Source organism: uncultured Sphaerotilus sp., from assembly GCF_963924895.1.
In the GTDB taxonomy this organism is placed as follows: Bacteria; Pseudomonadota; Gammaproteobacteria; order Burkholderiales; family Burkholderiaceae_C; genus Sphaerotilus.
Window position 1 is genome coordinate 87,975 of the sequence record NZ_CAWURG010000045.1, and the last position, 21,762, is coordinate 109,736.

General features: G+C 69.2%; 24 protein-coding genes. 4 read left to right on the forward strand and 20 right to left on the reverse strand.

What is annotated here, in order from left to right; genetic code table 11:
* Window positions 1-6: 6 nt before the first annotated feature.
* A complete protein-coding gene (locus tag AABN02_RS16850) occupies window positions 7-513 on the forward strand; it encodes a peroxiredoxin (RefSeq protein WP_338416066.1) in 507 nt (168 codons plus the stop codon).
* Here AABN02_RS16850 and AABN02_RS16855 read toward each other — a convergent pair.
* The 18 genes from AABN02_RS16855 to mpl form a co-directional block, all read right to left on the reverse strand.
* Window positions 504-2,141 (reverse strand): zinc-ribbon and DUF3426 domain-containing protein, encoded by a 1,638-nt coding sequence (locus AABN02_RS16855; protein WP_338416067.1) that lies wholly within the window; start codon window positions 2,139-2,141, stop codon window positions 504-506. The two genes, AABN02_RS16850 and AABN02_RS16855, sit on opposite strands and share 10 nt — an antisense overlap.
* 28 nt (window positions 2,142-2,169) lie before the next feature.
* On the reverse strand, window positions 2,170-3,099 hold the full coding sequence (gene prmA / locus AABN02_RS16860; RefSeq protein ID WP_338416068.1) for a 50S ribosomal protein L11 methyltransferase: 930 nt from the start codon (window positions 3,097-3,099) through the stop codon (window positions 2,170-2,172).
* The gene (gene accC, locus AABN02_RS16865; RefSeq protein ID WP_338416069.1) at window positions 3,096-4,451 is read right to left on the reverse strand and encodes an acetyl-CoA carboxylase biotin carboxylase subunit; all 1,356 of its coding nucleotides are present in this window, start codon (window positions 4,449-4,451) and stop codon (window positions 3,096-3,098) included. Before accC ends, prmA begins: the two co-directional genes overlap by 4 nt.
* Window positions 4,452-4,464: 13 nt before the next feature.
* Window positions 4,465-4,923 (reverse strand): acetyl-CoA carboxylase biotin carboxyl carrier protein, encoded by a 459-nt coding sequence (gene accB / locus AABN02_RS16870; RefSeq protein ID WP_338416070.1) that lies wholly within the window; start codon window positions 4,921-4,923, stop codon window positions 4,465-4,467.
* A gap of 254 nt (window positions 4,924-5,177) precedes the next feature.
* Window positions 5,178-5,759 carry a TlpA disulfide reductase family protein gene (locus AABN02_RS16875; RefSeq protein WP_338416071.1) on the reverse strand — a complete coding sequence of 194 codons (582 nt, stop codon included), beginning with the start codon at window positions 5,757-5,759 and terminating at the stop codon, window positions 5,178-5,180.
* Complete coding sequence (locus tag AABN02_RS16880; RefSeq protein ID WP_338416072.1) at window positions 5,756-6,364, reverse strand: hypothetical protein; 609 nt, start codon at window positions 6,362-6,364, stop codon at window positions 5,756-5,758. The genes AABN02_RS16875 and AABN02_RS16880 overlap by 4 nt, the downstream gene beginning before the upstream one ends.
* On the reverse strand, window positions 6,361-7,164 hold the full coding sequence (locus tag AABN02_RS16885) for a transglycosylase domain-containing protein (protein WP_338416073.1): 804 nt from the start codon (window positions 7,162-7,164) through the stop codon (window positions 6,361-6,363). Before AABN02_RS16885 ends, AABN02_RS16880 begins: the two co-directional genes overlap by 4 nt.
* A gap of 7 nt (window positions 7,165-7,171) precedes the next feature.
* Window positions 7,172-8,008: a shikimate dehydrogenase gene (aroE, locus tag AABN02_RS16890; RefSeq protein ID WP_338416074.1), complete on the reverse strand. Its 837-nt coding sequence runs from the start codon at window positions 8,006-8,008 to the stop codon at window positions 7,172-7,174.
* 46 nt (window positions 8,009-8,054) lie between these two features.
* Complete coding sequence (locus AABN02_RS16895) at window positions 8,055-8,942, reverse strand: TonB family protein (RefSeq protein ID WP_338416075.1); 888 nt, start codon at window positions 8,940-8,942, stop codon at window positions 8,055-8,057.
* A 34-nt stretch (window positions 8,943-8,976) separates the two neighbouring features.
* On the reverse strand, window positions 8,977-11,046 hold the full coding sequence (locus AABN02_RS16900) for a ribonuclease catalytic domain-containing protein (protein WP_338416076.1): 2,070 nt from the start codon (window positions 11,044-11,046) through the stop codon (window positions 8,977-8,979).
* 36 nt (window positions 11,047-11,082) lie between these two features.
* Window positions 11,083-11,499, reverse strand: a complete 417-nt coding sequence (locus AABN02_RS16905; RefSeq protein ID WP_338416116.1) for a type II toxin-antitoxin system VapC family toxin — start codon at window positions 11,497-11,499, stop codon at window positions 11,083-11,085.
* A complete protein-coding gene (locus tag AABN02_RS16910) occupies window positions 11,496-11,783 on the reverse strand; it encodes an AbrB/MazE/SpoVT family DNA-binding domain-containing protein (RefSeq protein WP_338416077.1) in 288 nt (95 codons plus the stop codon). Before AABN02_RS16910 ends, AABN02_RS16905 begins: the two co-directional genes overlap by 4 nt.
* Window positions 11,784-11,854: 71 nt before the next feature.
* On the reverse strand, window positions 11,855-12,175 hold the full coding sequence (locus AABN02_RS16915) for a type II toxin-antitoxin system PemK/MazF family toxin (protein WP_338416117.1): 321 nt from the start codon (window positions 12,173-12,175) through the stop codon (window positions 11,855-11,857).
* A complete protein-coding gene (locus tag AABN02_RS16920) occupies window positions 12,169-12,435 on the reverse strand; it encodes an AbrB/MazE/SpoVT family DNA-binding domain-containing protein (RefSeq protein WP_338416078.1) in 267 nt (88 codons plus the stop codon). Before AABN02_RS16920 ends, AABN02_RS16915 begins: the two co-directional genes overlap by 7 nt.
* A 200-nt stretch (window positions 12,436-12,635) precedes the next feature.
* Window positions 12,636-15,305, reverse strand: a complete 2,670-nt coding sequence (locus AABN02_RS16925; RefSeq protein ID WP_338416079.1) for a toll/interleukin-1 receptor domain-containing protein — start codon at window positions 15,303-15,305, stop codon at window positions 12,636-12,638.
* A gap of 135 nt (window positions 15,306-15,440) precedes the next feature.
* On the reverse strand, window positions 15,441-16,181 hold the full coding sequence (fabG, locus tag AABN02_RS16930) for a 3-oxoacyl-ACP reductase FabG (RefSeq protein ID WP_338416080.1): 741 nt from the start codon (window positions 16,179-16,181) through the stop codon (window positions 15,441-15,443).
* Window positions 16,182-16,225: 44 nt separating this feature from the next.
* Window positions 16,226-16,825, reverse strand: a complete 600-nt coding sequence (locus AABN02_RS16935) for a YqiA/YcfP family alpha/beta fold hydrolase (protein ID WP_338416081.1) — start codon at window positions 16,823-16,825, stop codon at window positions 16,226-16,228.
* A 4-nt stretch (window positions 16,826-16,829) separates the two neighbouring features.
* A complete protein-coding gene (mpl, locus tag AABN02_RS16940) occupies window positions 16,830-18,200 on the reverse strand; it encodes a UDP-N-acetylmuramate:L-alanyl-gamma-D-glutamyl-meso-diaminopimelate ligase (RefSeq protein ID WP_338416082.1) in 1,371 nt (456 codons plus the stop codon).
* Between the two features lie 83 nt (window positions 18,201-18,283).
* On the opposite strand from mpl, the gene AABN02_RS16945 reads away from it, so the two are divergent.
* A complete protein-coding gene (locus tag AABN02_RS16945) occupies window positions 18,284-19,345 on the forward strand; it encodes an ATP-dependent 6-phosphofructokinase (RefSeq protein ID WP_338416083.1) in 1,062 nt (353 codons plus the stop codon).
* 34 nt (window positions 19,346-19,379) lie between these two features.
* Here the strand turns inward: AABN02_RS16945 and AABN02_RS16950 are convergent, their stop codons facing one another.
* Both AABN02_RS16950 and AABN02_RS16955 read right to left on the reverse strand, forming a co-directional pair.
* The gene (locus tag AABN02_RS16950) at window positions 19,380-19,814 is read right to left on the reverse strand and encodes a type II toxin-antitoxin system VapC family toxin (RefSeq protein WP_338416084.1); all 435 of its coding nucleotides are present in this window, start codon (window positions 19,812-19,814) and stop codon (window positions 19,380-19,382) included.
* Complete coding sequence (locus AABN02_RS16955; protein WP_338416085.1) at window positions 19,811-20,092, reverse strand: type II toxin-antitoxin system prevent-host-death family antitoxin; 282 nt, start codon at window positions 20,090-20,092, stop codon at window positions 19,811-19,813. The genes AABN02_RS16950 and AABN02_RS16955 overlap by 4 nt, the downstream gene beginning before the upstream one ends.
* Before the next feature lie 141 nt (window positions 20,093-20,233).
* Here AABN02_RS16955 and AABN02_RS16960 point away from each other — a divergent pair, with 141 nt between their 5' ends.
* Window positions 20,234-20,509, forward strand: coding sequence for a helix-turn-helix domain-containing protein (locus AABN02_RS16960; RefSeq protein ID WP_338416086.1), 276 nt, complete (start codon window positions 20,234-20,236; stop codon window positions 20,507-20,509).
* Window positions 20,509-21,750 (forward strand): type II toxin-antitoxin system HipA family toxin, encoded by a 1,242-nt coding sequence (locus AABN02_RS16965; protein WP_338416087.1) that lies wholly within the window; start codon window positions 20,509-20,511, stop codon window positions 21,748-21,750. Before AABN02_RS16960 ends, AABN02_RS16965 begins: the two co-directional genes overlap by 1 nt.
* The last annotated feature ends 12 nt before the right edge of the window (window positions 21,751-21,762 follow it).

The window sequence follows — 21,762 nt, forward strand, 5'->3', positions numbered from 1 at the left end:
TTCCCCATGCTGAAGATTGGCGACCAACTGCCCGCGGGCACCCTGTTCGAATACGTCGAAGTCGAGGGCAACGGCTGCTCGATCGGCCCGAATGCCTTCGATGTGGCCAAGGAAACCGCAGGCAAGAAGATTGCCATCTTCGCGCTGCCGGGCGCCTACACCCCGACCTGCTCCGCGCAGCACCTGCCGGGCTACATCGCCCAGGCCGAGGCCTTCAAGGCGGCAGGCGTGGACGAGGTCTGGTGCGTGTCGGTCAACGATGCCTTCGTGATGGGCGCCTGGGGCCGCGACAACGCAGCGGCCGGCAAGGTGCGCATGATGGGCGACGGCGGCGCGCTGTTCACGCAGGCCACCGGCCTGGTGCTGGACCTGACCGCCAAGGGCTTCGGCGTGCGCTCGCAGCGCTACTCGATGCTGGTGGACAACGGCGTCGTGAAGACGCTGAATGTCGAAGGCCCGGGCAAGTTCGAAGTCAGCGACGCAGCGACGCTGCTCGCCCAGGCTCAGGGATAAAACGCGGCGAGCGTGTAGCCGGCGATGCGCTGGTTGGTGCTGGTGAATTCCAGATTCCAGCTCGCATCGCTGGACGCCGCCAGCAGGCCGGACTGCCGGAACTCTGCTGGCGTCAGCACCCGGCGCAACACCACGGCGCCGGACATGTCGGTCAGGCTCAGCTCGATGTGCGGGGCCGCGACCGCATGGGCGGCCCGGTTGTGCAGCGTCACACCCAGCAGATAGCTGTCGCCGTTGGGCGGGCGGCTGAGGGCAGTGCTGTCCACGACCAGCGCGTCCAGCTGCTGTGGGGGCTGCAACGCGCAGTCCCATTGCACGCAGCCGCGCGCCAGCAGCGGCTGCGTGGCCGGCCAGCGGGCGGCGATCAGGTCGTGCCAGTGCTCGCCGATCTGCGCCACCAGCACGCCGCCCAGCAGCAGCGCGACCGTGCCCAGGGCGGCACGGACGATCGGGCGGTGCCAGCGGGCCTGCTTGTCGGCGCGGCGCACGAAGTCGGGTAGCACCGACGGTTCGCCGCCGTCGGGGATGGTCTTCTTGCTGCGCTTGCCGGTGGTGGACTCCGCGGCCGCCGGCGGCATGGGCGATTCCGCCAAGGGGGTGACCAATGCCGTCTCGGGCGCTTCCACTTCCTGCGCCTCCACCGGCGCGTGGAGGCTGGACAGCGGCTCCGCGCTCAGGTCCAGGGTCTTTTCCAGGTCGTCGATCTGCGCCAGGGCTGGGCCTTGCCACGGCACTGCGGCGGGTGATTCCGGATCGCCGGTGTGCGCGGCAGCAGGGGCCGGCACGGGCTCGACAGGGACTTCCGGCGTCTCCACCACCACGGCGGCCGCTTCTACTTCCTCGGGTTTCTGCTGCAGCGGCGGCTGTTCTGGCTGCGGCTCGGACACTCGCGCGGCTGGTGCTGTTGGCGCGGGTTGCAGCTCCTCGGTGCGTGACAGCGGCGCCGGCGCCGAGGGCCAGTCCAGTGCCAGGTCGACGTCCGGCCGCCCCTCGCGCTGCAGACGCGCCGCAGCGAAGGCACTGAAGGCCTCGGAGCGGAATTCGAGCGTCGTGGAGGGATAGGCGGTCTCGTCGCCCGAGGGGAACAGATCGAGATCCGGCTCCTCGTCCTGCGGCATGACCGGCAGGGTCGTGTCGGCGCTCGTCGTGCGCCATGCACCCGGATCGGGCTGGGTGGGCGCCATGCCGCGCTCCGGCTCCTGGACCGATGGATCCCAGGTGGCCACGCGGCGAGTGCTGATCTCGACCCGAGTCGCGGGCAGACTACGCGCCGGAGACGGTGCTGCCGGAGACGGTGCTGCCGGCGGCGGTGGGGGTGGTGTTGCGGGAGGCGCCGTGCGGTTTTGCAGGGCCTCCTGCCGTTCACGCAGCACCTTGCCGTCCGAGAACATCGCTGGCCGGGTTTCCAGCCAGGCCGGATCGGTCGGGTTGGTCGTCGCCGGAATGGCAATGTCCGGTGAACCGCTGTGGGTGTTGGTGTCGCGCCGGTTGAGGTCGAACAGGCCCTCCAGCGCGTTGAAGACCTCCTGGCAATGGCCGCAGCGGACCCAGCCCTCGGAGATCTTCAGTTGGTCCTGCACCACCCGGAAGACGGTGCCGCAGGCGGGACAGGAAGTGGCCAGACTCATGGGGGAATCATGCCATTTCCGGCCATGCTCAAGGGCGGCGCGCCGTCAGCAACACCCAGCCATCTTCACGATCTGCCACTTCCAGCGCGAGCCACGGGGCATAGGCTGCCTGCAGATCCTCGATCTGGCGTTCCAGCAGGCCGGCCATCACCAGCGAACCGCCCGGCGCGACATGCCCGCTCAGCAGCGGTGCCAGCAGCTTCAGCGGTGCGGCCAGGATGTTGGCCAGCACGACCGGGTACTGCCCGTCCGCCAGATCCGGCAGACCGACCCGGCGCAACTGCACACCGTTGGCCGCGGCATTGGCCCGGCTCGACTCGACCGCAGCGAAGTCGATGTCCACCGCGTCGATGTCGCGGGCGCCGTGCAGCCCGGCACCGATGGCCAGGATGCCCGAGCCACAGCCGTAGTCGAGCACACGCGGCCACGGATTCGCCAGATCGGCGTGTCGGGCAATCCAGCGCAGGCACATGCGGGTGGTCGGGTGCGTGCCCGTGCCGAAGGCCAGGCCCGGATCAAGCCGCATCACGCGCGTGGCGCCTGCGGGCGGCTTGTGCCAGGACGGCACGATCCAGAACTCGGACGTGATCAGCACCGGCTCGAACTGCGACTGCGTGAGGCGCACCCAGTCCTGGTCCGCCACAGGGTACAGGCCCTGGACGTGCAGGTCGGTGAACGCACTGTCGCCGTCTTCGCCGTCCTGGGCCAGCAGCAGGGTGCAGGCGTCGGTGGCGGCGTCCTCGTCGTTGAACAGGGCCTTGACGATCGAACGCTGCCAGCCGCCGATGCTGGCCGACAGCGTCGCGGGCATGCCCGGCTCGCCGAAGATGGGCGCCTCGTCGGGCGTGTCGGCGTCGGCGTCCTCGACGGTGACCGCCAGCGCGTCCAGTTCCTCCATCAGCGCGTCGGACACGGCATCGACCTGGTCGGCCGGGCAGAGCAAGGTCAGCTCGATCATCCCAGCGTCTTCCGTGCGGCCAGCCAGCCTTCCAGGTAATGGATGCTGGTGCCGCCATCCATGAACGCGGCGTCCGCCATCAGTTGCCGGTGCAGCGGAATGTTGGTCTGGATGCCCTCGACCAGCATCTCGCTCAGCGCGCTGCGCATGCGGGCCAGTGCCTGGTCGCGCGTGTCGGCGTGGACGATGATCTTGCCGATCATCGAGTCGTAGTTCGACGGCACGACGTAGTTGCTGTACGCATGCGAATCGACGCGCACACCAGGACCGCCGGGTGGGTGCCAGACCGTGATGCGGCCGGGCGACGGCGTGAACTTGTACGGGTCTTCCGCGTTGATGCGGCACTCGATGGCGTGGCCACGCTGGGTGATCTGCTTCTGCGTGAAGGGCAGTTCCTCGCCGGCGGCGATGCGGATCTGCTGCTGCACGATGTCGATGCCGGTCACCAGCTCGGTCACCGGGTGCTCCACCTGCACGCGGGTGTTCATCTCGATGAAGAAGAACTCGCCGTTCTCGTACAGGAACTCGAAGGTGCCCGCGCCGCGGTAGTTGATCTTGCGGCAGGCCGCTGCGCAGCGTTCGCCGATCTTCTCGATCACCTTGCGCGGAATGCCCGGCGCCGGTGCTTCCTCGATGATCTTCTGGTGGCGGCGCTGCATGGAGCAGTCGCGCTCGCCCAGCCAGACCGCGTGACCATGCTGGTCGGCCAGGATCTGGATCTCGATGTGGCGCGGGTTCTGGAGAAACTTCTCCATGTAGACGGCCGGGTTGTTGAAGGCTGCGCCGGCTTCCGCCTTGGTCGTCTCCACCGAGTGCAGCAGCGTCGCCTCGGAATGCACCACGCGCATGCCCCGACCACCACCACCACCCGCCGCCTTGATGATCACCGGATAGCCGGTTTCGCGGCCCATGCGGATGATTTCCTTCGGGTCGTCGGGCAGTGCGCCCACCGAGCCGGGCACGGTCGGCACGCCGGCCTTGACCATCGCTTCCTTGGCCGAGACCTTGTCGCCCATCAGACGGATCGACTCCGGACGCGGGCCGATGAAGGCGAAGCCGCTCTTCTCGACACGTTCGGCGAAGTCGGCGTTCTCGGACAGGAATCCGTAGCCCGGGTGGATCGCCTCGGCGTCCGTCACCTCGGCGGCCGAGATGATCGCGGGCATGTGCAGATAGCTCTTCTGCGACGGGGCGGGGCCGATGCAGACGGCTTCGTCGGCGAGCTTGACGTACTTGGCGTCGCGGTCGGCCTCGGAATACACCACCACCGCCTGGATGCCCATCTCGCGGCACGCCCGCTGGATGCGCAGCGCGATCTCGCCGCGGTTGGCGATCAGGATCTTCTTGAACATGATGGCGCGGGCCTTATTCGATGATGAACAGCGGCTGTCCGTACTCGACGGCCTGACCGTTCTCGACGTACACCTTGGTGACCGTGCCGTCCACGTCCGACTCGATCTCGTTCATGATCTTCATGGCCTCGATGATGCACACCGACTGGCCCTTCTTGATGACCGTGCCCACGTCGGCCAGCGCCTTGGCGCCAGGGTTCGAGGCGCGGTAGAAGGTGCCGACCATCGGCGACTTGACGACGTGGCCGGTGATGACTTCGGCCACCGGGGCGGCCGGGGCGGCAGCGGCGACCGGGGCAGCGTGTGCCATCGGGTGCATGGGCTGACCGGGGTAGTGCGCGGCCATCACCATGGCGGGGGCGGCACTCTGCTTGACGATGCGCACCTTGCCGTCGGCTTCGGTGATCTCCAGCTCGGAGACGTTGGATTCCGACACCAGATCGATCAGGGTCTTCAGCTTGCGAAGGTCCATGGGGGCTCCGTGATACTCGGGTTGCAGTGAGCGGGGCAGTCGGATGCGTGCCCGCTTGTCGGCGGCGGTCCTGTCGCGTCGGTTCGTGTACAGGACTCGCGTCAGATGGGCCGTGTTGCCGCGGGTTTGTCAGCCAAAACCCAGACTTTACGCGCTTTTCAGTTCCATTCGATGACGGTCATCACAAATTGAGACCCGTCCGGCGAGGTCCGCGATGATGCCACGGGCCGAGGTTCATGCAAGAACCAAACCGTTCATCCTGTGGTGCCGGTGCCGGCAGTTCCAGCCCACTCTTGCAGTTCTCTCAGATTGGTCTCACCCAGCTTGCGGTGGAGCACCTGACCGTTGGCGCCGAGCACCACGGTGTAGGGCAGCCCCCCGGTGGCGTTGCCCATCTGGCGCGCCAGTTCGGTGCCGCCGAAGCCGGCCAGCCCGATCGGAAACCCCACCGGCGTCTTCACCAGGAACTCGCGCACGGGGGTGGGGCCGTCCACGGCCAGCCCGATGACCTGCCAGCCGGCAGCCCCGCGCGCCGCCTGGGCGCGGGCGAAGGTGTCGAGCAGCGGCATTTCCTTGACGCAGGGCGGACACCAGGTCGCCCAGAAATTGATCAGCAGCGGCCGCCCGCGCAGGCTCGCCAGCGCCAGCGTGCCACCTTCGGGCCGGTCGAAGCGCAGGGACCACGGGTCGTCCGCGCCGCTGCCCGAGGCGGCCGGCGGTGCGGCGGTCGTCTGCGGGTGCTCGGACGTGGCCGTTCCCTGCCGTGCCCACCAGCCGGCGCCGCCGGCCACCACCGCCACCCCGGCGCTCCATCCGATCCAGCTTCTGCGGTTCATGGTGTGTCCTCGTCGTTCATCAGGCGGCGCAGGCCGGCCAGGTCGCCGCGCTGCGTGCGGCCCCGGGCGTCGGGCTTGAGGGCGCCGCGCAGGTCGTCATGGTCCAGGATGGTGAGAAACACCGTCACCAGCTCGCCCAGCGCGTCGCAGCGCTGGGCCAGGCTCAGCACATCGACCGGCTGGTGGCGCGGCCCGTTCACGCTGCCGACGTCGTAGTCCACGCCCTGGTTGATCAGCGCCAGTTCGGCCGACTTGCAGTCGTCGCAGTAGAGCTGCAGGTGGACGGCGGACAGTCGGGTGGCGGTGCCGCGCCAGACGGCGCCGGTCAGGTGCGGGCGGAACTCGGCGAGCCGCTCCATCCACAGCGCGGCCACGCTGCGCAGCGCGGCCAGCTCGGCCGGCTGCGTGTCGGTGCAGAACACCGACAGGTACTCGCGCACGGCGTCCTCCACCGCGTCGTTGTCCGGCATGTTCACGCTGCGCGAGGCCCCCCGGCCCAGGTCGCGGGCGGCGCGGCGCTTGGCGGGGCCGTATTCCATGCCTTCCTCCACCACCAGCCGGGCGGCGATGGCGGCAATCTCTTCGGTCAGGGTGTGTGCGGTCATGGCAGGGGCACCGCGCCCATGCGGGCGGTGATCGTCGCAGCGCGGCTGACGAGGTAAGGCGAGCCGGGCCGCTGCTCGAAACGCTTGGGCGCCGGCAGCATCACCGCCAGCCGCGCTGCCTGCGCCGGGGCGAGGCGGGCCGCGTCGACGTGGAAGTAGTGCTCGGCAGCGGCCTGCGCGCCGAAGACCCCTTCGCCCCACTCGACGTTGTTGAGGTAGATCTCCAGGATGCGGCCCTTGCCCAGCAGGCCTTCGAGCATGAAGGTGAGCAGGAACTCCTGGCCCTTGCGCGCGGCGGTGCGTTCGCCGGACAGGAAGAGGTTCTTGGCGAGCTGCTGGCTGATGGTCGAGCCACCCACCACCTTGGGCTCGAACCGGCGCAGCGGCGTGGCCAGCGGCTTGCCGCGGCTGGCGGCTTTCTGCTCGCGCTGCTCGATCAGCTCGTTGCGCTTCACCGCCGTGGCTTCGGCGCGCTGGTTGCGCTCCCAGGCCTTTTCCAGCGCGTCCCATTCGACACCGCTGTGCTCGTTGAAGCCGGCGTCCTCGCTGGCGATCACGGCGCGCTGCAGGTGCGGGCCGAGCTGGTCGCGGTCGCGCCACGCCTGGCTCCACAGCACCTGGCCCTGTTCCGTGGCCAGACGCCAGATCTCGCTGCGCTGGAAGGGTGTCGACTGCGGATCGACCACCACCATCAGCGCGATGCGCAGCACGAAGTAGAGCTGCAGCGCCACCGCGCTCAGCAGCAGCAGCGCCAGCAACCGCCAGAGGTGGCTGCGCCAGAGCGGGGCCGTGGTCGCCATCGCGGTTTCAGCGGACGCCGTCCACCTGCGCCCGCAGCGCAGCCAGCACCGGCGCCGTGTCTGGACGCACGCCGCGCCAGGCGAAGAAGGCTTCCGCGGCCTGCTCGACCAGCATCCCCAGCCCGTCGCGGCCGGTGGCGCCGTGTTGCGCCGCCCAGTCGAGAAAGGCTTGGGCACCGGCGCCGTACATCATGTCTACCGCCAGTCCGCCCGCCCGCAGCACGCTGGCTGGCACCGGCACACCTGCACCCGCGAGGCTGCTGGCCGTGCCGTTGATGACGATGTCGAAGGCCGTGCCTGGTGCGTCCAGCGGCGCGGCGCTCAGCGCGACGCCGTGGTCGCGCGCCAGATCGGCGTGGCGGTCGACCAGCGCCTGCGCCTTGTCCGCGGTGCGGTTGGCGACGACCAGCGCGCTGGGGCCGGCCTCGATCAGCGGCCCGAGCACGCCCGCTGCCGCGCCGCCCGCGCCGATCAGCAGCACACGCCGGCCCGCCAGCGCGATACCGGCGTTGACTGTGATGTCGCGCACCAGCCCGATGCCGTCGGTGTTGTCGCACCACCAGCCGTCGGCGTCGAAGCGCAGCGTGTTGGCCGCTTCGGCGCGCTGGGCGCGTGGCGTGCGGCGCGGGGCGAGCTGCCAGGCCTCGAACTTGAAGGGCACGGTGACGTTGCAGCCGTGCGCACCGTCCGCGGCGAACTGGCGCACCGTCGCGGTGAAACCGTCGAGCGGGCTGGGCAGCCGGGTGTAGTCGATCGACTGGCCGGTCTGCGCAGCGAAGCGGGCCTGGATGTCGGGGGAGCGGCTGTGCTCCACGGGGTGGCCGATCACGGCGTAGCGGTCCATGGCGGGCGTGGGAAAAGTGAAACGGTGGGTGGGGTGTCCGGGGCGCTCACTGCGCGGGGGCATTCTTGGGCGTGGCGTCCTCGACCGAGGCCTGCACACCCTGGTCCCGCGTGAAGCGGAAGCGCGACACGAACACCAGCCGGTCGAACTGGCCGCGCATCGCCGGTGTGAAATGGCCGTACGGCGCCGCGCCGCGCACGATCGACTGCGCCTTGCGGTCGAGCGCGCGGTTGCCCGAGGTCTTGATCACCTCGGCCTCGACGACGCGGCCCAGGCTGTCGACTTCCATCAGCATGCTGAGTTCGCCGTAGAGCTTGGCGCCTTCGGCCTCGGGGAAATTGCGGGTGCCGATGTCCTCGATGCGGCGGCGCAGCGAGTCGTAGTAGATCGCGTGCACACCCTCGCGGGCGGATGGGCTGACGTAGCGCCGGCGCGGGCGGGCGTTTTCGTCGTTGATGCGCTTCTCGATCTGCGCGAGCTGGTCGATGAGCTGGCGGCGCCGCTCTTCCTCGGCCTGGGCCGCAGACGGCGTCTTGTTGGCCGCCTGCACCGGATCGGGCGTGTTGAGCTTGGCCAGCTCGCGCTTGATCTGCGTGAGCAGCTGCGTCTGCTGGGCCTGCATCTGCTCGATCTGGCGCGTGGCGTCGTCGATGGCGTTGCCGGCCTGGTCGGCGGGCGAGGGCGGCAGCGGCGAGGTGGCGACGCCTTTTTCTGCGTCACCGCCACCGGCCAGATTGCGCTGGGCGATGACCTGCGCCTTGGTCGGCTTTTCGGCCGTGCTGCCGTTGACGAGCACCACCTCCAGCGGCGTGTCCTGCAGGATCCGGTCGAAGGCCTGCGGATCCACGACCCGCACCATCAGCACCGCCGCGTGCAGGCCGACCGACAGGAGCAGGGCGGTCTGGAGGGTCGAGAGTTGCTTGAGACGCTGCATCGTGGGATCGGCGGGTCGGCGTGTCGGACGGAGATCAGGAGGCCGATGGTACCGGCGCTGCTGTGTCAGCGGGGGCATCGGCGTCGTGCACGTCGATCGCCAGCGCCAAGCCGGTCGCGGCGGCCTCGGCGCCTTCCTCGGCATCGTCTTCGAGCACGGCGTCGTCGTCGCTGCGGGTCGGGTCATCCAGCCGGGTGAGCACGCTGCCACCGACGTCCAGCGTCAGCAGGTCCGGCTCGCCCAGCCGCACGCGGACCCGGGCACCGCGCGGCATCGCGTCCGCACCAGCGGCGCGCAGCACCAGCGGCAGCGTGTCGGCGCGCACCAGCCCATCCTTCATCACGGCGCAGTCGAGTTCGGTGATGCCGTTCTGGGTCAGCCAGCGCAGCGTCCAGAAGCGCTCGATGGCGTTCTGGAAGCCGTTGTAGGCCGCGTACGCGGTGTCGAAGCCGGAGATGATCGCCATCAGCATCATGTCCTTGGGCTTGAACGGCGCGACCAGCGCGGCGGTGCGGCCGTGGCGGGCGCAGGCAATGATCTGCCACTGGTTCACCAGGTCCACATAGCGCCGCAGCGGCGAGGTGGCCCAGGTGTAGTGCGCCACACCCATGCCGGCGTGCGGCTGTGCGCGGGTCGACATGCGGACCTTGACGCCCGGCGCCATGCTCGCCTGGCTGCGGTAGATGCCCGGCACGCCCAGCTCGGCCAGCCAGCCGCCCCAGGTGTTGTTGGCCAGGATCATCGCCTCGGCGACGATGGTGTCCAGCGGCGCACCACGGCGGCGTTCGCTGATCTGGACCGTCTCGTGGCCGCTCGGCGGCTCCACCGGCGACTGGCCGGCCGCGTCGACGAGGCGGAAGTTGTAGTCCGGCCGGTTGAAGTTTTCCGGCTTGCCGCGCACGACCTCGCGCTGCGCCTTGAGGTGCTTGGCCAGCCGGAAGCCGAAGGACAGCTCGGCCGCGAACGGGAAGTCCGCCGGCGCCGCGCCCGTCAGCGCTGCCTCGGTCACCACCGCGTCGAGCTTGTCGTGGCGCAGGTTGGCGGCGATCGGCACGCGCTCCAGCTTGGTCTCGCTGGACTTCACTTCCAGCGTGGCCTCGTCCATCGTCACGTACAGCGACACGGCCGGGCAGTCGCGCCCTTCCTGCAGCGTGTAGGCCTGCACCACGTCGTCCGGCAGCATGGTCAGCTTCCAGCCCGGCATGTAGACGGTGGAAAGCCGGTCGCGCGCCACCTTGTCGATGGGCGAATCCGGCGCGATGGCCAGCGCGGGCGCGGCGATGTGCACGCCGAAGATGACGGTGCCCGTGCCCAGGCCCTGCACCGACAGCGCGTCGTCGATTTCGGTCGTGGCTGAATCGTCCACCGAGAAGGCGCGCACGGGGGCCAGTGGCAGCTCGTCCTTGATGGCGGGGGCCGTGAGTGCGGCGGGGAAGTTCGTGCCCTTGGGGAAGGTCTCGAACAGGAAGCGCCGCCAGTGGAACTGGTAGGGGCTGTCGATGGCCTTGCAGTCGAGCAGCAGGTCGAGCGGTGCGCGCTGCGACCGCTTGGCCGCTTCGACCACGGCCTTGTATTCCGGCCCGTTCTTGTCCGGCTTGAACAGGATCTTGTACAGCTCGCTGCGCACCGGCTCCGGGCACTGGCCGGCGATCAGCTCGGTGGTCCAGACCTCGATCTGCGCGGCAACCTGCGCCTTCTTCTCGATGGCGAGCAGGGCGGCCTTGACGATGTCCTCGGGCGCCTTGCGGAACATGCCCTTGCCCATGCGGCGGAAGTAGTGCGGCGCGTGGAACAGCTTGAACAGGGCGGCCGCCTGCTGGGTCGGGCCGGCCTTGGCGTCGAAGTAGTCGCGTGCCAGATCGGCGAAGGCGAACTCGTCCTCGGGCGCGAATTCCCACGCCAGCTCCAGCTCGATCTCCTCGGCCAGACGCTGGCCCTCGGCGATCAGCTCGGCGGGCGAGGGCTTGTCGAACTTGAGCAGCACATTGGCGGCCTTGACCTTGACACGCTTGCCGGAGTCCAGCTCGATCTGCATCGAGCTTTCGGCTTCCGACATCACGCGTCCGGCGAGGAATTTTCCGGCGTCTTCGAAGAGGGCATTCATAGGGGCGGGATTGTCGCCGATGGCTGTGGCGGCGGGTCAGTGGTCGCTGGGGGTGACCCAGTTCTCCAGTCGAAGACCAGGGTAGTGCTGGAAGTCGGCGAGGTTGTTGGTGACCAATACGCAGTCGGCGGCCACGGCATGTGCAGCAATCAGGCGGTCCAGCGCGTCGCGTCGGCGGTCGCGTACGGCCAGCCAGAGCGTGGCGTAGGTGTTGGCGGCGTCCTCGTCGAAGTCGAGCGGTGGCACGAGCCGGGTCAGCCGATCGACGACGCCCGACACGCGGGAGCGATCCGCCTCGGGCCGGGCGCTGACGCCGCAGCGCAGCTCCGCCAGGGTCACGACCGACATCACCACATCGCCGACCGTGCAGCGCGCGAACCGCTCGGCCACCTGCGGTGGCTGGTGGCGCATCAGGTAGATGCAGATGTTGGTGTCGAGCATGTAGCGCATCAGCGCGGCTCCTGCGCTTCGCTCGTTGCGGCCTCGTCCAGCGCGGACCAGTCACGTTCCTGCTGTTCGTGGAACTCGCGCCCCTCGGCCATGAAATCCGCCGGGAACTCGGCGAACACGTCCATCAGCCCCGCCAGCGACTGCCGCCGCACCGGCCGGATGATCCAGGCGCCGTGTCGCCACTCGATCTCCGCCTCGTCCGGCACGTCGTCGGGCAGCAGGTCACGCGGGATGCGCACGGCCAGCGAGTTGCCGCTGCGGAAGATGCGGGTGGTCAGGGCGGCCATGGTTTCACCGGGGGTGCGTTGAGATGTGATTACAGTATATACATCAAGCAGAGGGGTAGAGAACTGGTTCGCTACTCGGTGAACACCTCTTGCAGGGTGTTCAGCACCGCCGTCAGCGTCTTGACCGGCGCAGCCCCCATGCGCTTGACCAACCGAGCCTTGTCCACCGCTCGAAGCTGATCCAGCAGCACCAGTCCGGTTGTGCCGGCGTGGAGGATGGGGATGCGGAACGGTGCGGCGAATCCCTTGGAGGTCATGGGCGCGACGAGCACGGTGCGCAAGGCGTCGTTCATCTCGGGGGGCGAGACGATCATGCAGGGGCGGGACTTCTTGATTTCGCTGCCGACAGTCGGGTCGAGGTTGACCAGCCAGATCTCGCCGCGCTTCACCAGACGATCTCCGTGTCGTCGCCCTCGTTGCCGAACTCGCCCATGACCAGCGCGTCCTCGCCACGTTCCGCGATGGCGCGGGCGGCTTCCGCCCAGCCTTCGCGGACGGCGCGGCGCGGCTTGCGCAGCACGAGCGTGCCGTTCTCGACCGAGATTTCCACGGCGGACTCGTCGATCAGGCCGACCTGGGCGAGCAGCGGCTTGGGGATGACGATGCCCTGGGAGTTGCCGATCTGGCGGAGGGTGACGTGGGTGGGTTTCATGGTGGCAACATTGTTATTCCGTGATGAAGACGCGTCAAGGTAAAGGGATGTGCGGGCGGGGAGGCCCCCACCCAAACCTCCCCCGCTGGGGGAGGGCTTCAGGCCGCTGACGATGACGCGCCCGGCGTCGCCGCCGCGTTGAATGGCTCCTCCCCCAGCGGGGGAGGTTGGGTGGGGGCGCGTGGGCGGGCGCTGACGTTTCAGTTCTGATCCGCCCCGTCGCCGATCATCTTCCTGACCCACCCCGCAATCTGTCGCTGCGCTGCGCCCAACTGCTCAGAGTCTTCTGCCAGCAGCCACAGCAGGTCGTTGACGAGCGATTGAGCGGAGGGTCCAGGCTCTTCCATCACCCGCAATATCTGGAACAGATTCCACGCTGCGATCGAGGTGTCCGGATGCCGCTCGCCGAGGACGCGCCGCCTCGTGTCGAGCACCTGCTGAGCGTAGAGCCGAGCGCCGACGAGATCGCCCTGGGCCTGGAGGATCTGGCCGAGGTTGTTCAGGGCGGTGAGGGTGTCGGGATGGTCCTCGCCGAGGACGCGCCGCATCGTGTCGAGCACCTGCTGAGCGTAGAGCCGAGCGCCGACGAGATCGCCCTGGGCGTGGCTGATGGCGGCGAGGTTGTTCAGGGCGGTGAGGGTGTCGGGATGGTCCTCGCCGAGGACGCGCCGCCTCGTGTCGAGCACCTGCTGAGCGTAGAGCCGAGCGCCGACGAGATCGCCCTGGGCCAGGAGGATCTGGCCGAGGTTGTTCAGGGCGGTGAGGGTGTCGGGATGGTCCTCGCCGAGGACGCGCCGCCTCGTGTCGAGCACCTGCTGAGCGTAGAGCCGAGCGCCGACGAGATCGCCCTGGGCCTTGAGGATCAGGCCGAGGTTGTTCAGTGCGGTGAGGGTGTCGGGATCGTCCTCGCCGAGGACGCGCCGGCTCGTGTCGAGCACCTGCTGAGCGTAGAGCCGAGCGCCGACGAGATCGCCCTGGGCCTTGAGGATCTGGCCGAGGTTGTTCAGGGCGGTGAGGGTGGCGGGATGGTCCTCGCCGAGGACGCGCCGCATCGTGTCGAGTTCGCGGTTGAAAGCGTGACGAGCCAGTCCGTAGGCGCCTTGCTGGTAGTCGTGTCGGCCGACCCACCCCAGCAGATCGGCTGTCCGGGCATCCTGCGCCTCCTCGCTGACCTGCCGCGCATGGGCCACCCAGTCCTTCAGCTCCTCATGCGTTCGGATGTCCGCCACCTGCGGCATCTTGGTCAGCAACACCTCGACCGCCGCCCCCCGCAGCGCCTCAACCCGCTCCGGCCGCCCGTCATGAAACCGCACCGTCCGCACCACCAGCGTGTGAACCGTGAACGCCCCATCCCCCGCCGGGCCGGCTTCATCCGCCAGACTCGTGTCAACCAGTTGCGCCGCCGCCGGATCGGCCACGTCCTGCGCGTCATCCTCGCCCAGTCCATCGGCCAGCCCGATCGTGCGCCACTGCAAGTCCCTCGGAATCGGCGCCGCCGCCAGCACCGACGCCAGCCGCAGCAGATCCCGCGCCGGCTCATCCAACTCGCGCAGGCTCGCCAGCAGCGTGGCGGCGATGCTGCGCTCGTGGCCGTTGGGCAGCGCTTCGCGGAACTGCGTCGCGGCGAACTCCAGCGCATCGCGGGCTGGCTGGCGCAGGTTCTCCAGCACCTTGGCGTAGCCACGCCGCCGGATCAGCGCCGCTGTCACGTCGATCGCCAGCGCGTGGCAGCCGAGTTCGGCGCAGATCGCCCGCGCCGTCACCGCGTCCTCACTTGAGAGCGTCTGCCCACGTGTCAGCAGCCGCAGCGCCTCGTCCGGTTCGAGCTGTTGCAGGTCGATCGGTTTGACCGACTCGATCAGCCGCGCCCGCGTCGTGATCAGCGTCCGCCCGAGTGCATGCGGCGCGAGCCACGGCGCCAGCGCGTCGGTGCGCTCGATGGGCGGCAGGTCATCGACGATCCACAGGAACGGCTGCCCGATCCCCTGGAAATGCTGACGCAGTAGCCCGCGCACCTGCGGCGTCTCCAGCCCGTGCGGGTTCAGCCCGAGTTCCATCGCGATCGTACGAACCTGGCTGTCGCGCTGCGCCTCGCGCAGGGCGGGGTCGATCTCGCGCTCGCTGTCCGAGTAGCCATACGCCCGCAGCCAGAACACCCCGCCCGGATACGCCGCCCCGAAGCGCAGCGCGTATTCCTCCGCCAGCAGGCTCTTGCCCATGCCGCCCGAGCCGCGCACCTGCAGCACGCCCGGCCGCCCCGCGCCACCGACGCCGGTCAGCATCGCCGCCTGCTCGGCCTGCAACGTCGCGTGCAGCGCCCACATCTCGCGCAGCCGCCCGACGAAGCGCATCGAGCCCAGCGGCTCCTTGCCAGACCACGCCGGTCGGGCGACGTTGCGCAGGGTGCCCAGCGGCTCGACCGGCACGCCCGCCGCGTGATCGGCCAGCCGCGCCGCGATCCGCTCGGCCAGTTCATCCACCGACAGCGCCACCGCATTCAGGTGCAACTGGTCGAACAACTCGGGCAACACGATGTGCCCCGGCGACACCTCCGGATTGACCACCAGCACCCGCCGACGCGGATCACCGCCGCTGGCCTGCGCCGCGCAGTACGCCGTCGTCAGCTCCCACTGGCAGGCCCGCGAGGCGTTGTAGTCCTTCGAGTACCAGACCAGAAGCGCCCGCGCATGGGCGAGGCCGTGGTCGATGGCGTGCTGGATGCTGGCAAGGTCGTCGATCTCGTTCGCGTCCTGCCAGACGGTGACGCCGCGTGCGTTCAGTGCAGTCACCAGCGGCGCGACCCGCTCGGCGTCAAGGCGGCGGTAGCTCAGGAACAGGTCGCGGCGTTCCGGCGGTGTCTGCGTGTCCATCGTGGTTGTCCCCCGTTTTCAGTTTGGGGTACGTTGCCACAGCGCGACAGGGGGCGTCAAGGAACCGCGGTCATGCCTGCGTGGGTCCTCGCTTTCGCGAGGAGGACGGGGGCGTGTTCCGCGGGCGCCGGGGCCTCAGACCGTCAGCCCACCCGCCACTTCCAGCACCGCCCCGTTCACATAACTCGCCTCGTCGCTCGCCAGGAAGGCGTAGACATTGGCGATCTCCTCCGGCGTGCCGAGGCGGCGCAGCGGCACCTCGGCGCGCATCCCGTCGAGCACCTTGTCGGGGATGGTCGAGAGGATCGGCGTCTCGATGAAGCCCGGTGCCACTGCGTTGACGCGGATGCCCTTCGGCCCGAGTTCGCGGCTCCAGGTCTTGGTGAAGCCGATGACGCCGAACTTGCTGGCGGCGTAGTTGGTCTGGCCGAAGTTGCCGTAGATGCCGACGACCGAGCTGGCGTTCAGGATCACGCCCGAGCCTTGTTCGACCATCGTGTCCGTCACCGCCTGCGCGCAGTGGAAGACGGCGCGCAGGTTGACGTCGATCACCGCGTCGAACTGCTCGATGGTCATCTTCTGCAGCCGTGCGTCGCGGGTGATGCCGGCGTTGTTCACCAGCACGTCGATGCGGCCGAACTGCGCCTTCACGGCGGCGACCATTGCATCGACTGCGGCACGGTCGGTGACGTTGACGGCGAAGCCCGCCGCCTGCGCACCCGCCGCGCGGCACTGCGCGACCGCGGCCTCCACCGCTTCGGGCTTCATGTCGCAGACGATGACGATGGCGCCTTCGCGGGCGAACTTCAGCGCGGTGGCCAGGCCGATGCCCTGGGCGGCGCCGGTGATGATCGAAACCTTGTCTTGGAGTCGCATGGTGGAGTGGCTTTCTCTCGTTTTCGGGGTGTCGGAATCAGGGATCAATCCAGGTGCAGGAAGCCGCGCATGGCCGGCAGGTGCGTGTCGAAGTCGCTGAGCGCGTGGTCGCCGCCGTCGAGCAGGTGCAGCTCGGTCGCGGCGTAGCGGGCCGACATCTCGCGCCAGTCCAGCACCTCGTCGCCCTTGGCCACCCAGGTCTGGTAGCGCGCCGGGTCACGCAGCGCGCCCGGCGCCATCGCCCGCAGTTCGTCGATGAACTCGGCGCGGAAGAAGAAACGGTCGGCCGGGTCGTGCCACGCGGGCAGTTCGCCGATGTACTTCGCCAGATCGCGGGCGGGATCGACGGCCGGGTTGACGAGCACGGCGCGGCAGCCCTGCGCTTCGGCGAACACGGTGGCGTAGAAACCGCCCAGCGAGCTGCCCATCACGGCGCGGGTGTCGGCGGGCCAGTCGCGCGTGCCGGCCGCGACCAGCGCCATGGCCTCGGCGGGCGAGGGCGGCAGTTGCGGGCACCACCAGGTCAGATCCGGCCGGTGCGCCGCGACCCAGGCCGCCATCTTCTGCGCCTTCATCGACTGCGGCGAGGAGCGGAAGCCGTGTAGGTACAGCAGGTGGGTGGTGCGGGGCGTGGCGGGGCGCATGCCGTCACACCTTCTTCGCCAGCGCCTCCAGCAGCTTGCCATGCACGCCGCCGAACCCGCCGTTGCTCATGCACAGCACCTGGTCCCCCGGCCGCGACAGCCGCACGACGGCGTCCACCAGCTCGGGAATCGTGTCGCAGACCCGCGCCTGTTTGCCCATCGGCGACAGCGCCTCGCGGGCGTCCCAGGTGAGTCCCGCGCTGTGGCAGAACGACAGGTCGGCTTCTTCCAGCGCCCACGGCAGTTGCGACTTCATCGCGCCGAGCTTCATCGTGTTGGAACGCGGCTCGAACACCGCCAGGATGCGCGCGGTGTCGCCGATGCGCCGGCGCAGGCCGTCGACGGTGGTGCGGATCGCCGTCGGGTGGTGGGCGAAGTCGTCGTAGACCTTCACGCCGCCGGCCTCGCCGCGCAGCTCCATGCGGCGGCGGACGTTCTCGAACAGGCTCAGCGCCTCGCCCGCCACCGCGGGGCTGACACCGACCTGTTCGGCGGCGCCGATGGCGGCCAGCGCGTTGAGCTGGTTGTGTTCGCCCAGCAGCGACCAGTCGACGCGGCCGACCTTCATGCTGCCGCGCAGCACGTCGAAGGCGTGCGGCTCGCCGCGGCTGCGCAGCGCGCCGGGCTCTTCCTTGCGGGCGCCGAAGAACTGCACCGGCGTCCAGCAGCCGCGCGCGATCACCGTCTTCAGCGCGTCCTCGCGGATGTTGACAACCAGCCGCCCCTGCGACGGCACCGTGCGCACGAGGTGGTGGAACTGCGTCTCGATGGCGGCCAGGTCCGGGAAGATGTCGGCGTGGTCGTATTCGAGGTTGTTGAGGATGGCGGTGCGCGGGCGGTAGTGGACGAACTTGCTGCGCTTGTCGAAGAAGGCGGTGTCGTACTCGTCGGCCTCGATCACGAAGGGTGCGCCCGGCGCCACGCGGCCGAGCCGGGCCGAGACGCCGAAGTTCTGCGGCACGCCACCAACCAGGAAACCCGGCTCCAGCCCCGCGTGTTCGAGGATCCACGCCAGCATCGAGGTCGTCGTGGTCTTGCCGTGCGTGCCGGCCACCGCCAGCACATGCCGGCCCTGCAGCACGTTCTCGGCCAGCCACTGCGGGCCGCTGGTGTAGGGCAGGCCGGCGTCGAGGATGGCTTCCATCAGCGCATTGCCGCGGCTGACGACATTGCCGACGACGTAGAGGTCGGGGTTCAACGCCATCTGGTCGGGCGAGAAGCCTTCGATCAGGTCGATGCCGAGGGCGCGGAGCTGGTCGCTCATCGGCGGGTAGACATTGGCGTCGCAGCCGGTGACGCGGTGGCCGGCTTCGCGGGCCAGTGCGGCGACACCACCCATGAAGGTGCCGCAGATGCCGAGGATGTGGATGTGCATGGGGGCGGATTCTAGGAGCGCGCTGGTGCTGCGTTCACACGGGTCCGCCCTAGACTGGGCGGACAGTTTGAAAGGATCTGTGCATGCGTATCGGAATCCTCACCGGTGGCGGCGACTGCCCCGGCCTCAACGCGGTGCTGCGCGCCGTCACCAAGTCGCTGATCCGCCAGTGCGGCGCCGAGGTCATCGGCATCGAGGACGGGTTCCTCGGCCTGATCGAGCGCCGCGTGCGCCCGCTGGGCTGGGACGACGTCAGCGGCATCCTCGCCACCGGCGGCACCATCCTCGGCACCAGCAACACCGCCAGCCCCTTCGCCTGGCGCGGTGCGGACGTGTCGGCCGACGTGGTCGCCTACCAGCGCGAACTCGGCCTGGACGCGCTGGTCGCCATCGGCGGCGACGGGACGATGACGCTGGCCGCGCGGCTTGGCGCGGTGGGCGGCGTGCCGATGGTGGGCGTGCCCAAGACGATCGACAACGACATCGCCGGCTGCGAGCGCAGCTTCGGCTTCGACACGGCGGTCGCCACCGTCACCGATGCGCTGGAGCGGGTGCAGACCACCGGCCAGAGCCACGGCCGCGTGATGATCGTCGAGACGATGGGCCGCTACGCCGGCTGGATCGCGCTGGAGGCGGGCATCGCGGGCGCGGCCGACGTCATCCTGCTGCCCGAGATCGACTACGACGTGGCCCGCATCGCGGAGGTCTGCCGCGCCCGCAGCGCCCGGCGGCGCGCCACGCTGGTCTGCATCGCCGAAGGGGCCCAACCGGCCGGCGGCGCGATGACGGTGGAGCGCACCGTCGCCGGCAGCCCCGACCCGATCCGCCTCGGCGGTGTCGCCCACATGCTGCGGGCGCAATTGCAGCCGCTGCTGGCCAGCGAGGTGCGCGCGACGGTGCTGGGCCACGTGCAGCGCGGCGGCAGTCCGACGCCGTTCGACCGCGTGCTGGCGACGCAGTACGGCAACGAGGCGGCGCGGCTGCTGCGGCGCGGCGAATTCGGGCGGATGGTGACGCTGCAGGGCGGGTGCCTCGGGAGCGTAGGGCTGGACGAGGTGGCGGGGAAGAACCGGTGCGTGCCGGTGGACCATGCGCTGTTGGCGTGTGCGCGGGAGATTGGGGTGTGTCTGGGGGATGCGGGCTGAGCGGTGGGGGCGGGGTTTCTGCCCGGCTTCGGTCTCAGGCTGGCGCTGCCCACGGGTTGAACACCGCCACATGCGCCTGCTCGAAATCGACCGTGTTGCGCGTCACCACGGTCAGCCCGTGGCACAGACCGGTGGCGGCGATGATCAGGTCGGGCTGCGAGAAGGTGTGCCCGACGCGTCGCCCTTCATCGACCAGCAGGCGCCAGCGGAGCATCACGTCCTCCGACACTTCCAGCGTCCGGTGCTCGAACATCGGGCGGACGCGGTGGGTCAGCCAGTCGTGCAGTTCGGCGCGGCGCACCGGGTCGGCGACGCGCTCGATGCCGTAGCGGATCTCGGCGAGCGTGACCGTGCTGACGTACAGGTCGTCCAGCGGCAGCGAGGCGATGAACGTGACCACACGCGCCTCCGGGCGCGGGCGGCGCAGTTCGGACAGCACATTGGTGTCAATCAGCCAACCGCTGCTCACAGCTCGACGTCCCGCACGGACATCTCGATGCCGCGTGGGGGCTCGATGTCGATGTCCTGGTGGGGCGACGCCTGCAGCGCCTCGACGAGCAGTTGGCCGGTGCGCGCGCCGGCCAGGCGTCGGTAGGCATCGGCATCGACCACGACGACGGCGTCACGGCCGTGCAGCGTCACATGCTGCGGCCCCTCGCTGCGGGCGTGGCGGACGAGTTCGCTGAAGCGGGCCTTGGCATCCTGAAGGGGCCAGGAGGCGGCGCTTGGGGTGGTGAAACTGGTCATGATGACTAGATTACGAGTGACGTGGTCTGATTTCAAGTGGTGGGTTGGTTGGAAGGGAATAAATTTCTGATCGGTAATTTTCCGATGGGCGCGTCGCGAAGTTCGTTCTAAATTACCGAACAGTAATTTAGGAGATCAGCGATGCCCGATGAATCTCAAAAAATCCCGATCGGTAATTTCAATCAACCTGTGGTGTTGCGCACCGCAACCGACGTAGGCCAGGTGGTGCGTGCGCAGCGCCAGTCCCAAGGATTGCGCCAGACGGACTTGGCCGGCATCGGCAACACCGGTAATCGCCTGATCGTGGACATCGAGAAGGGCAAGCCGACCGTGCAGTTGCAGAAGGTGCTGGATGTGCTGGAGCTGCTGGGCCTGGAGGTGACGGTGCGGTCGAAGGCGTCGAGGTCGGCGCTGTGATGGCGCTGGATGTCTTCCATGACGACGAGTGCGTCGGCACGCTCCACGACACCGAGCCGGTGAGTTTCGCGTATGCGCCGACTTGGCTGGCGCGCCCTGGTGTCTTCCCGCTGTCAGCGATCCGGCTGCAGCCCGGCCCGATCACATCGCCCGAGGTGCTGGCATTTTTCGAGAACCTGCTGCCCGAAGGGGACGTGCGGGTCTACCTGTCGCAGCAGCGCAAGGCGTCCACGCTGTTTGCCCTGCTGCGCGAAGTGGCGGGTGACACGGCGGGCGCCTTCGTGCTGCTGCCGCAGGGGCAGTTGCCACGGCCCGCGGTGTACGAACCCACGACCTGGGCTGCGTTGGCCGACACGATCCGCAACCGGTCGGCCGCTGCGATCCAGACCGAAGACGGCCACAGCAGAATCTCCTTGGCGGGTGCGCAGGACAAGGCGTCGATCGCGATCCTGGACGGCCAGACGCCGCTGCTGCCAAAGGGGGCGGCACCATCCACGCACATCCTCAAGCCCGACATCCGGCGGCTGCCCAAGGTCCGCGAGTCCGCCGCCAACGAGGCGATCATCATGCGGACGGCGGCCCACTGCGGCCTGCGCACCGCCCAGGTGTTCTACGAGCCGCTCACCCGCGCCTGCGTCGTCGAACGGTTCGACCGCTACCGACGCGACGACGGCGCACTGGGGCGGCTGATCCAGTACGACTTCTGCCAGCTCGCGGGCGTCGCCTCTGAGCGGAAGTACGAGAAGGAAGGCGGCCCCGGCGTGGTCCGCTGCGCCCAGATCCTGCGCCAGTACAGCAGCAGCCCCGCCCAGGATCTGCAGGCCCTCGTGCAGTGGCTCTTCTTCAACCTGTACGTGGGCAACAACGACAGCCACGCCAAGAACCTGTCGGTCTACTGGCGGCCAGGGCAGGGGGTGCGGCTCACGCCGTTCTATGACCTGATGTGCACGCGGGTCTATCCGGGGCTGTCGAAGGAGTTCGCATTCAAGCTCGGGGGCGAGGTTTTGCCCGGCCAGATGGGGGCGGCGCAGGTGCAGGGGTTGGCGGAACAACTCGGCATGGGACCCCGCTACCTGCAATCGGTGGCGCGGACGCTGGCGGCGAAGGTGCCGGCGGCGATCGACCAGGCGGTGAGCGAGATCTCCCCTCAGCTCACCCCGAGTGGGCGGATCTTTGCGGGGCAACTGGCCGTGGAAGTGAAGTCGATGACACGGCGTCTGGCGGCGCGTCTGGGGGGTTGAGAACTTCAGGCT

Bases quoted from the DNA above. Each gene is read 5' to 3' on its own strand.
- AABN02_RS16880 (WP_338416072.1), bottom strand. From the start codon at position 6,364: ATGACCGCACACACCCTGACCGAAGAGATTGCCGCCATCGCCGCCCGG.
- AABN02_RS16925 (WP_338416079.1), bottom strand. From the start codon at position 15,305: ATGGACACGCAGACACCGCCGGAACGCCGCGACCTGTTCCTGAGCTAC.
- AABN02_RS16920 (WP_338416078.1), bottom strand. From the start codon at position 12,435: ATGAAACCCACCCACGTCACCCTCCGCCAGATCGGCAACTCCCAGGGC.
- AABN02_RS16955 (WP_338416085.1), bottom strand. From the start codon at position 20,092: ATGACCAGTTTCACCACCCCAAGCGCCGCCTCCTGGCCCCTTCAGGAT.
- fabG (WP_338416080.1), bottom strand. From the start codon at position 16,181: ATGCGACTCCAAGACAAGGTTTCGATCATCACCGGCGCCGCCCAGGGC.
- prmA (WP_338416068.1), bottom strand. From the start codon at position 3,099: ATGATCGAGCTGACCTTGCTCTGCCCGGCCGACCAGGTCGATGCCGTG.
- AABN02_RS16960 (WP_338416086.1), top strand. From the start codon at position 20,234: ATGCCCGATGAATCTCAAAAAATCCCGATCGGTAATTTCAATCAACCT.
- AABN02_RS16850 (WP_338416066.1), top strand. From the start codon at position 7: ATGCTGAAGATTGGCGACCAACTGCCCGCGGGCACCCTGTTCGAATAC.
- AABN02_RS16895 (WP_338416075.1), bottom strand. From the start codon at position 8,942: ATGCAGCGTCTCAAGCAACTCTCGACCCTCCAGACCGCCCTGCTCCTG.
- AABN02_RS16855 (WP_338416067.1), bottom strand. From the start codon at position 2,141: ATGAGTCTGGCCACTTCCTGTCCCGCCTGCGGCACCGTCTTCCGGGTG.
- AABN02_RS16900 (WP_338416076.1), bottom strand. From the start codon at position 11,046: ATGAATGCCCTCTTCGAAGACGCCGGAAAATTCCTCGCCGGACGCGTG.
- AABN02_RS16945 (WP_338416083.1), top strand. From the start codon at position 18,284: ATGCGTATCGGAATCCTCACCGGTGGCGGCGACTGCCCCGGCCTCAAC.
- AABN02_RS16875 (WP_338416071.1), bottom strand. From the start codon at position 5,759: ATGAACCGCAGAAGCTGGATCGGATGGAGCGCCGGGGTGGCGGTGGTG.
- aroE (WP_338416074.1), bottom strand. From the start codon at position 8,008: ATGGACCGCTACGCCGTGATCGGCCACCCCGTGGAGCACAGCCGCTCC.
- AABN02_RS16935 (WP_338416081.1), bottom strand. From the start codon at position 16,825: ATGCGCCCCGCCACGCCCCGCACCACCCACCTGCTGTACCTACACGGC.
- AABN02_RS16885 (WP_338416073.1), bottom strand. From the start codon at position 7,164: ATGGCGACCACGGCCCCGCTCTGGCGCAGCCACCTCTGGCGGTTGCTG.
- AABN02_RS16965 (WP_338416087.1), top strand. From the start codon at position 20,509: ATGGCGCTGGATGTCTTCCATGACGACGAGTGCGTCGGCACGCTCCAC.
- accC (WP_338416069.1), bottom strand. From the start codon at position 4,451: ATGTTCAAGAAGATCCTGATCGCCAACCGCGGCGAGATCGCGCTGCGC.
- AABN02_RS16910 (WP_338416077.1), bottom strand. From the start codon at position 11,783: ATGGCCGCCCTGACCACCCGCATCTTCCGCAGCGGCAACTCGCTGGCC.
- accB (WP_338416070.1), bottom strand. From the start codon at position 4,923: ATGGACCTTCGCAAGCTGAAGACCCTGATCGATCTGGTGTCGGAATCC.
- mpl (WP_338416082.1), bottom strand. From the start codon at position 18,200: ATGCACATCCACATCCTCGGCATCTGCGGCACCTTCATGGGTGGTGTC.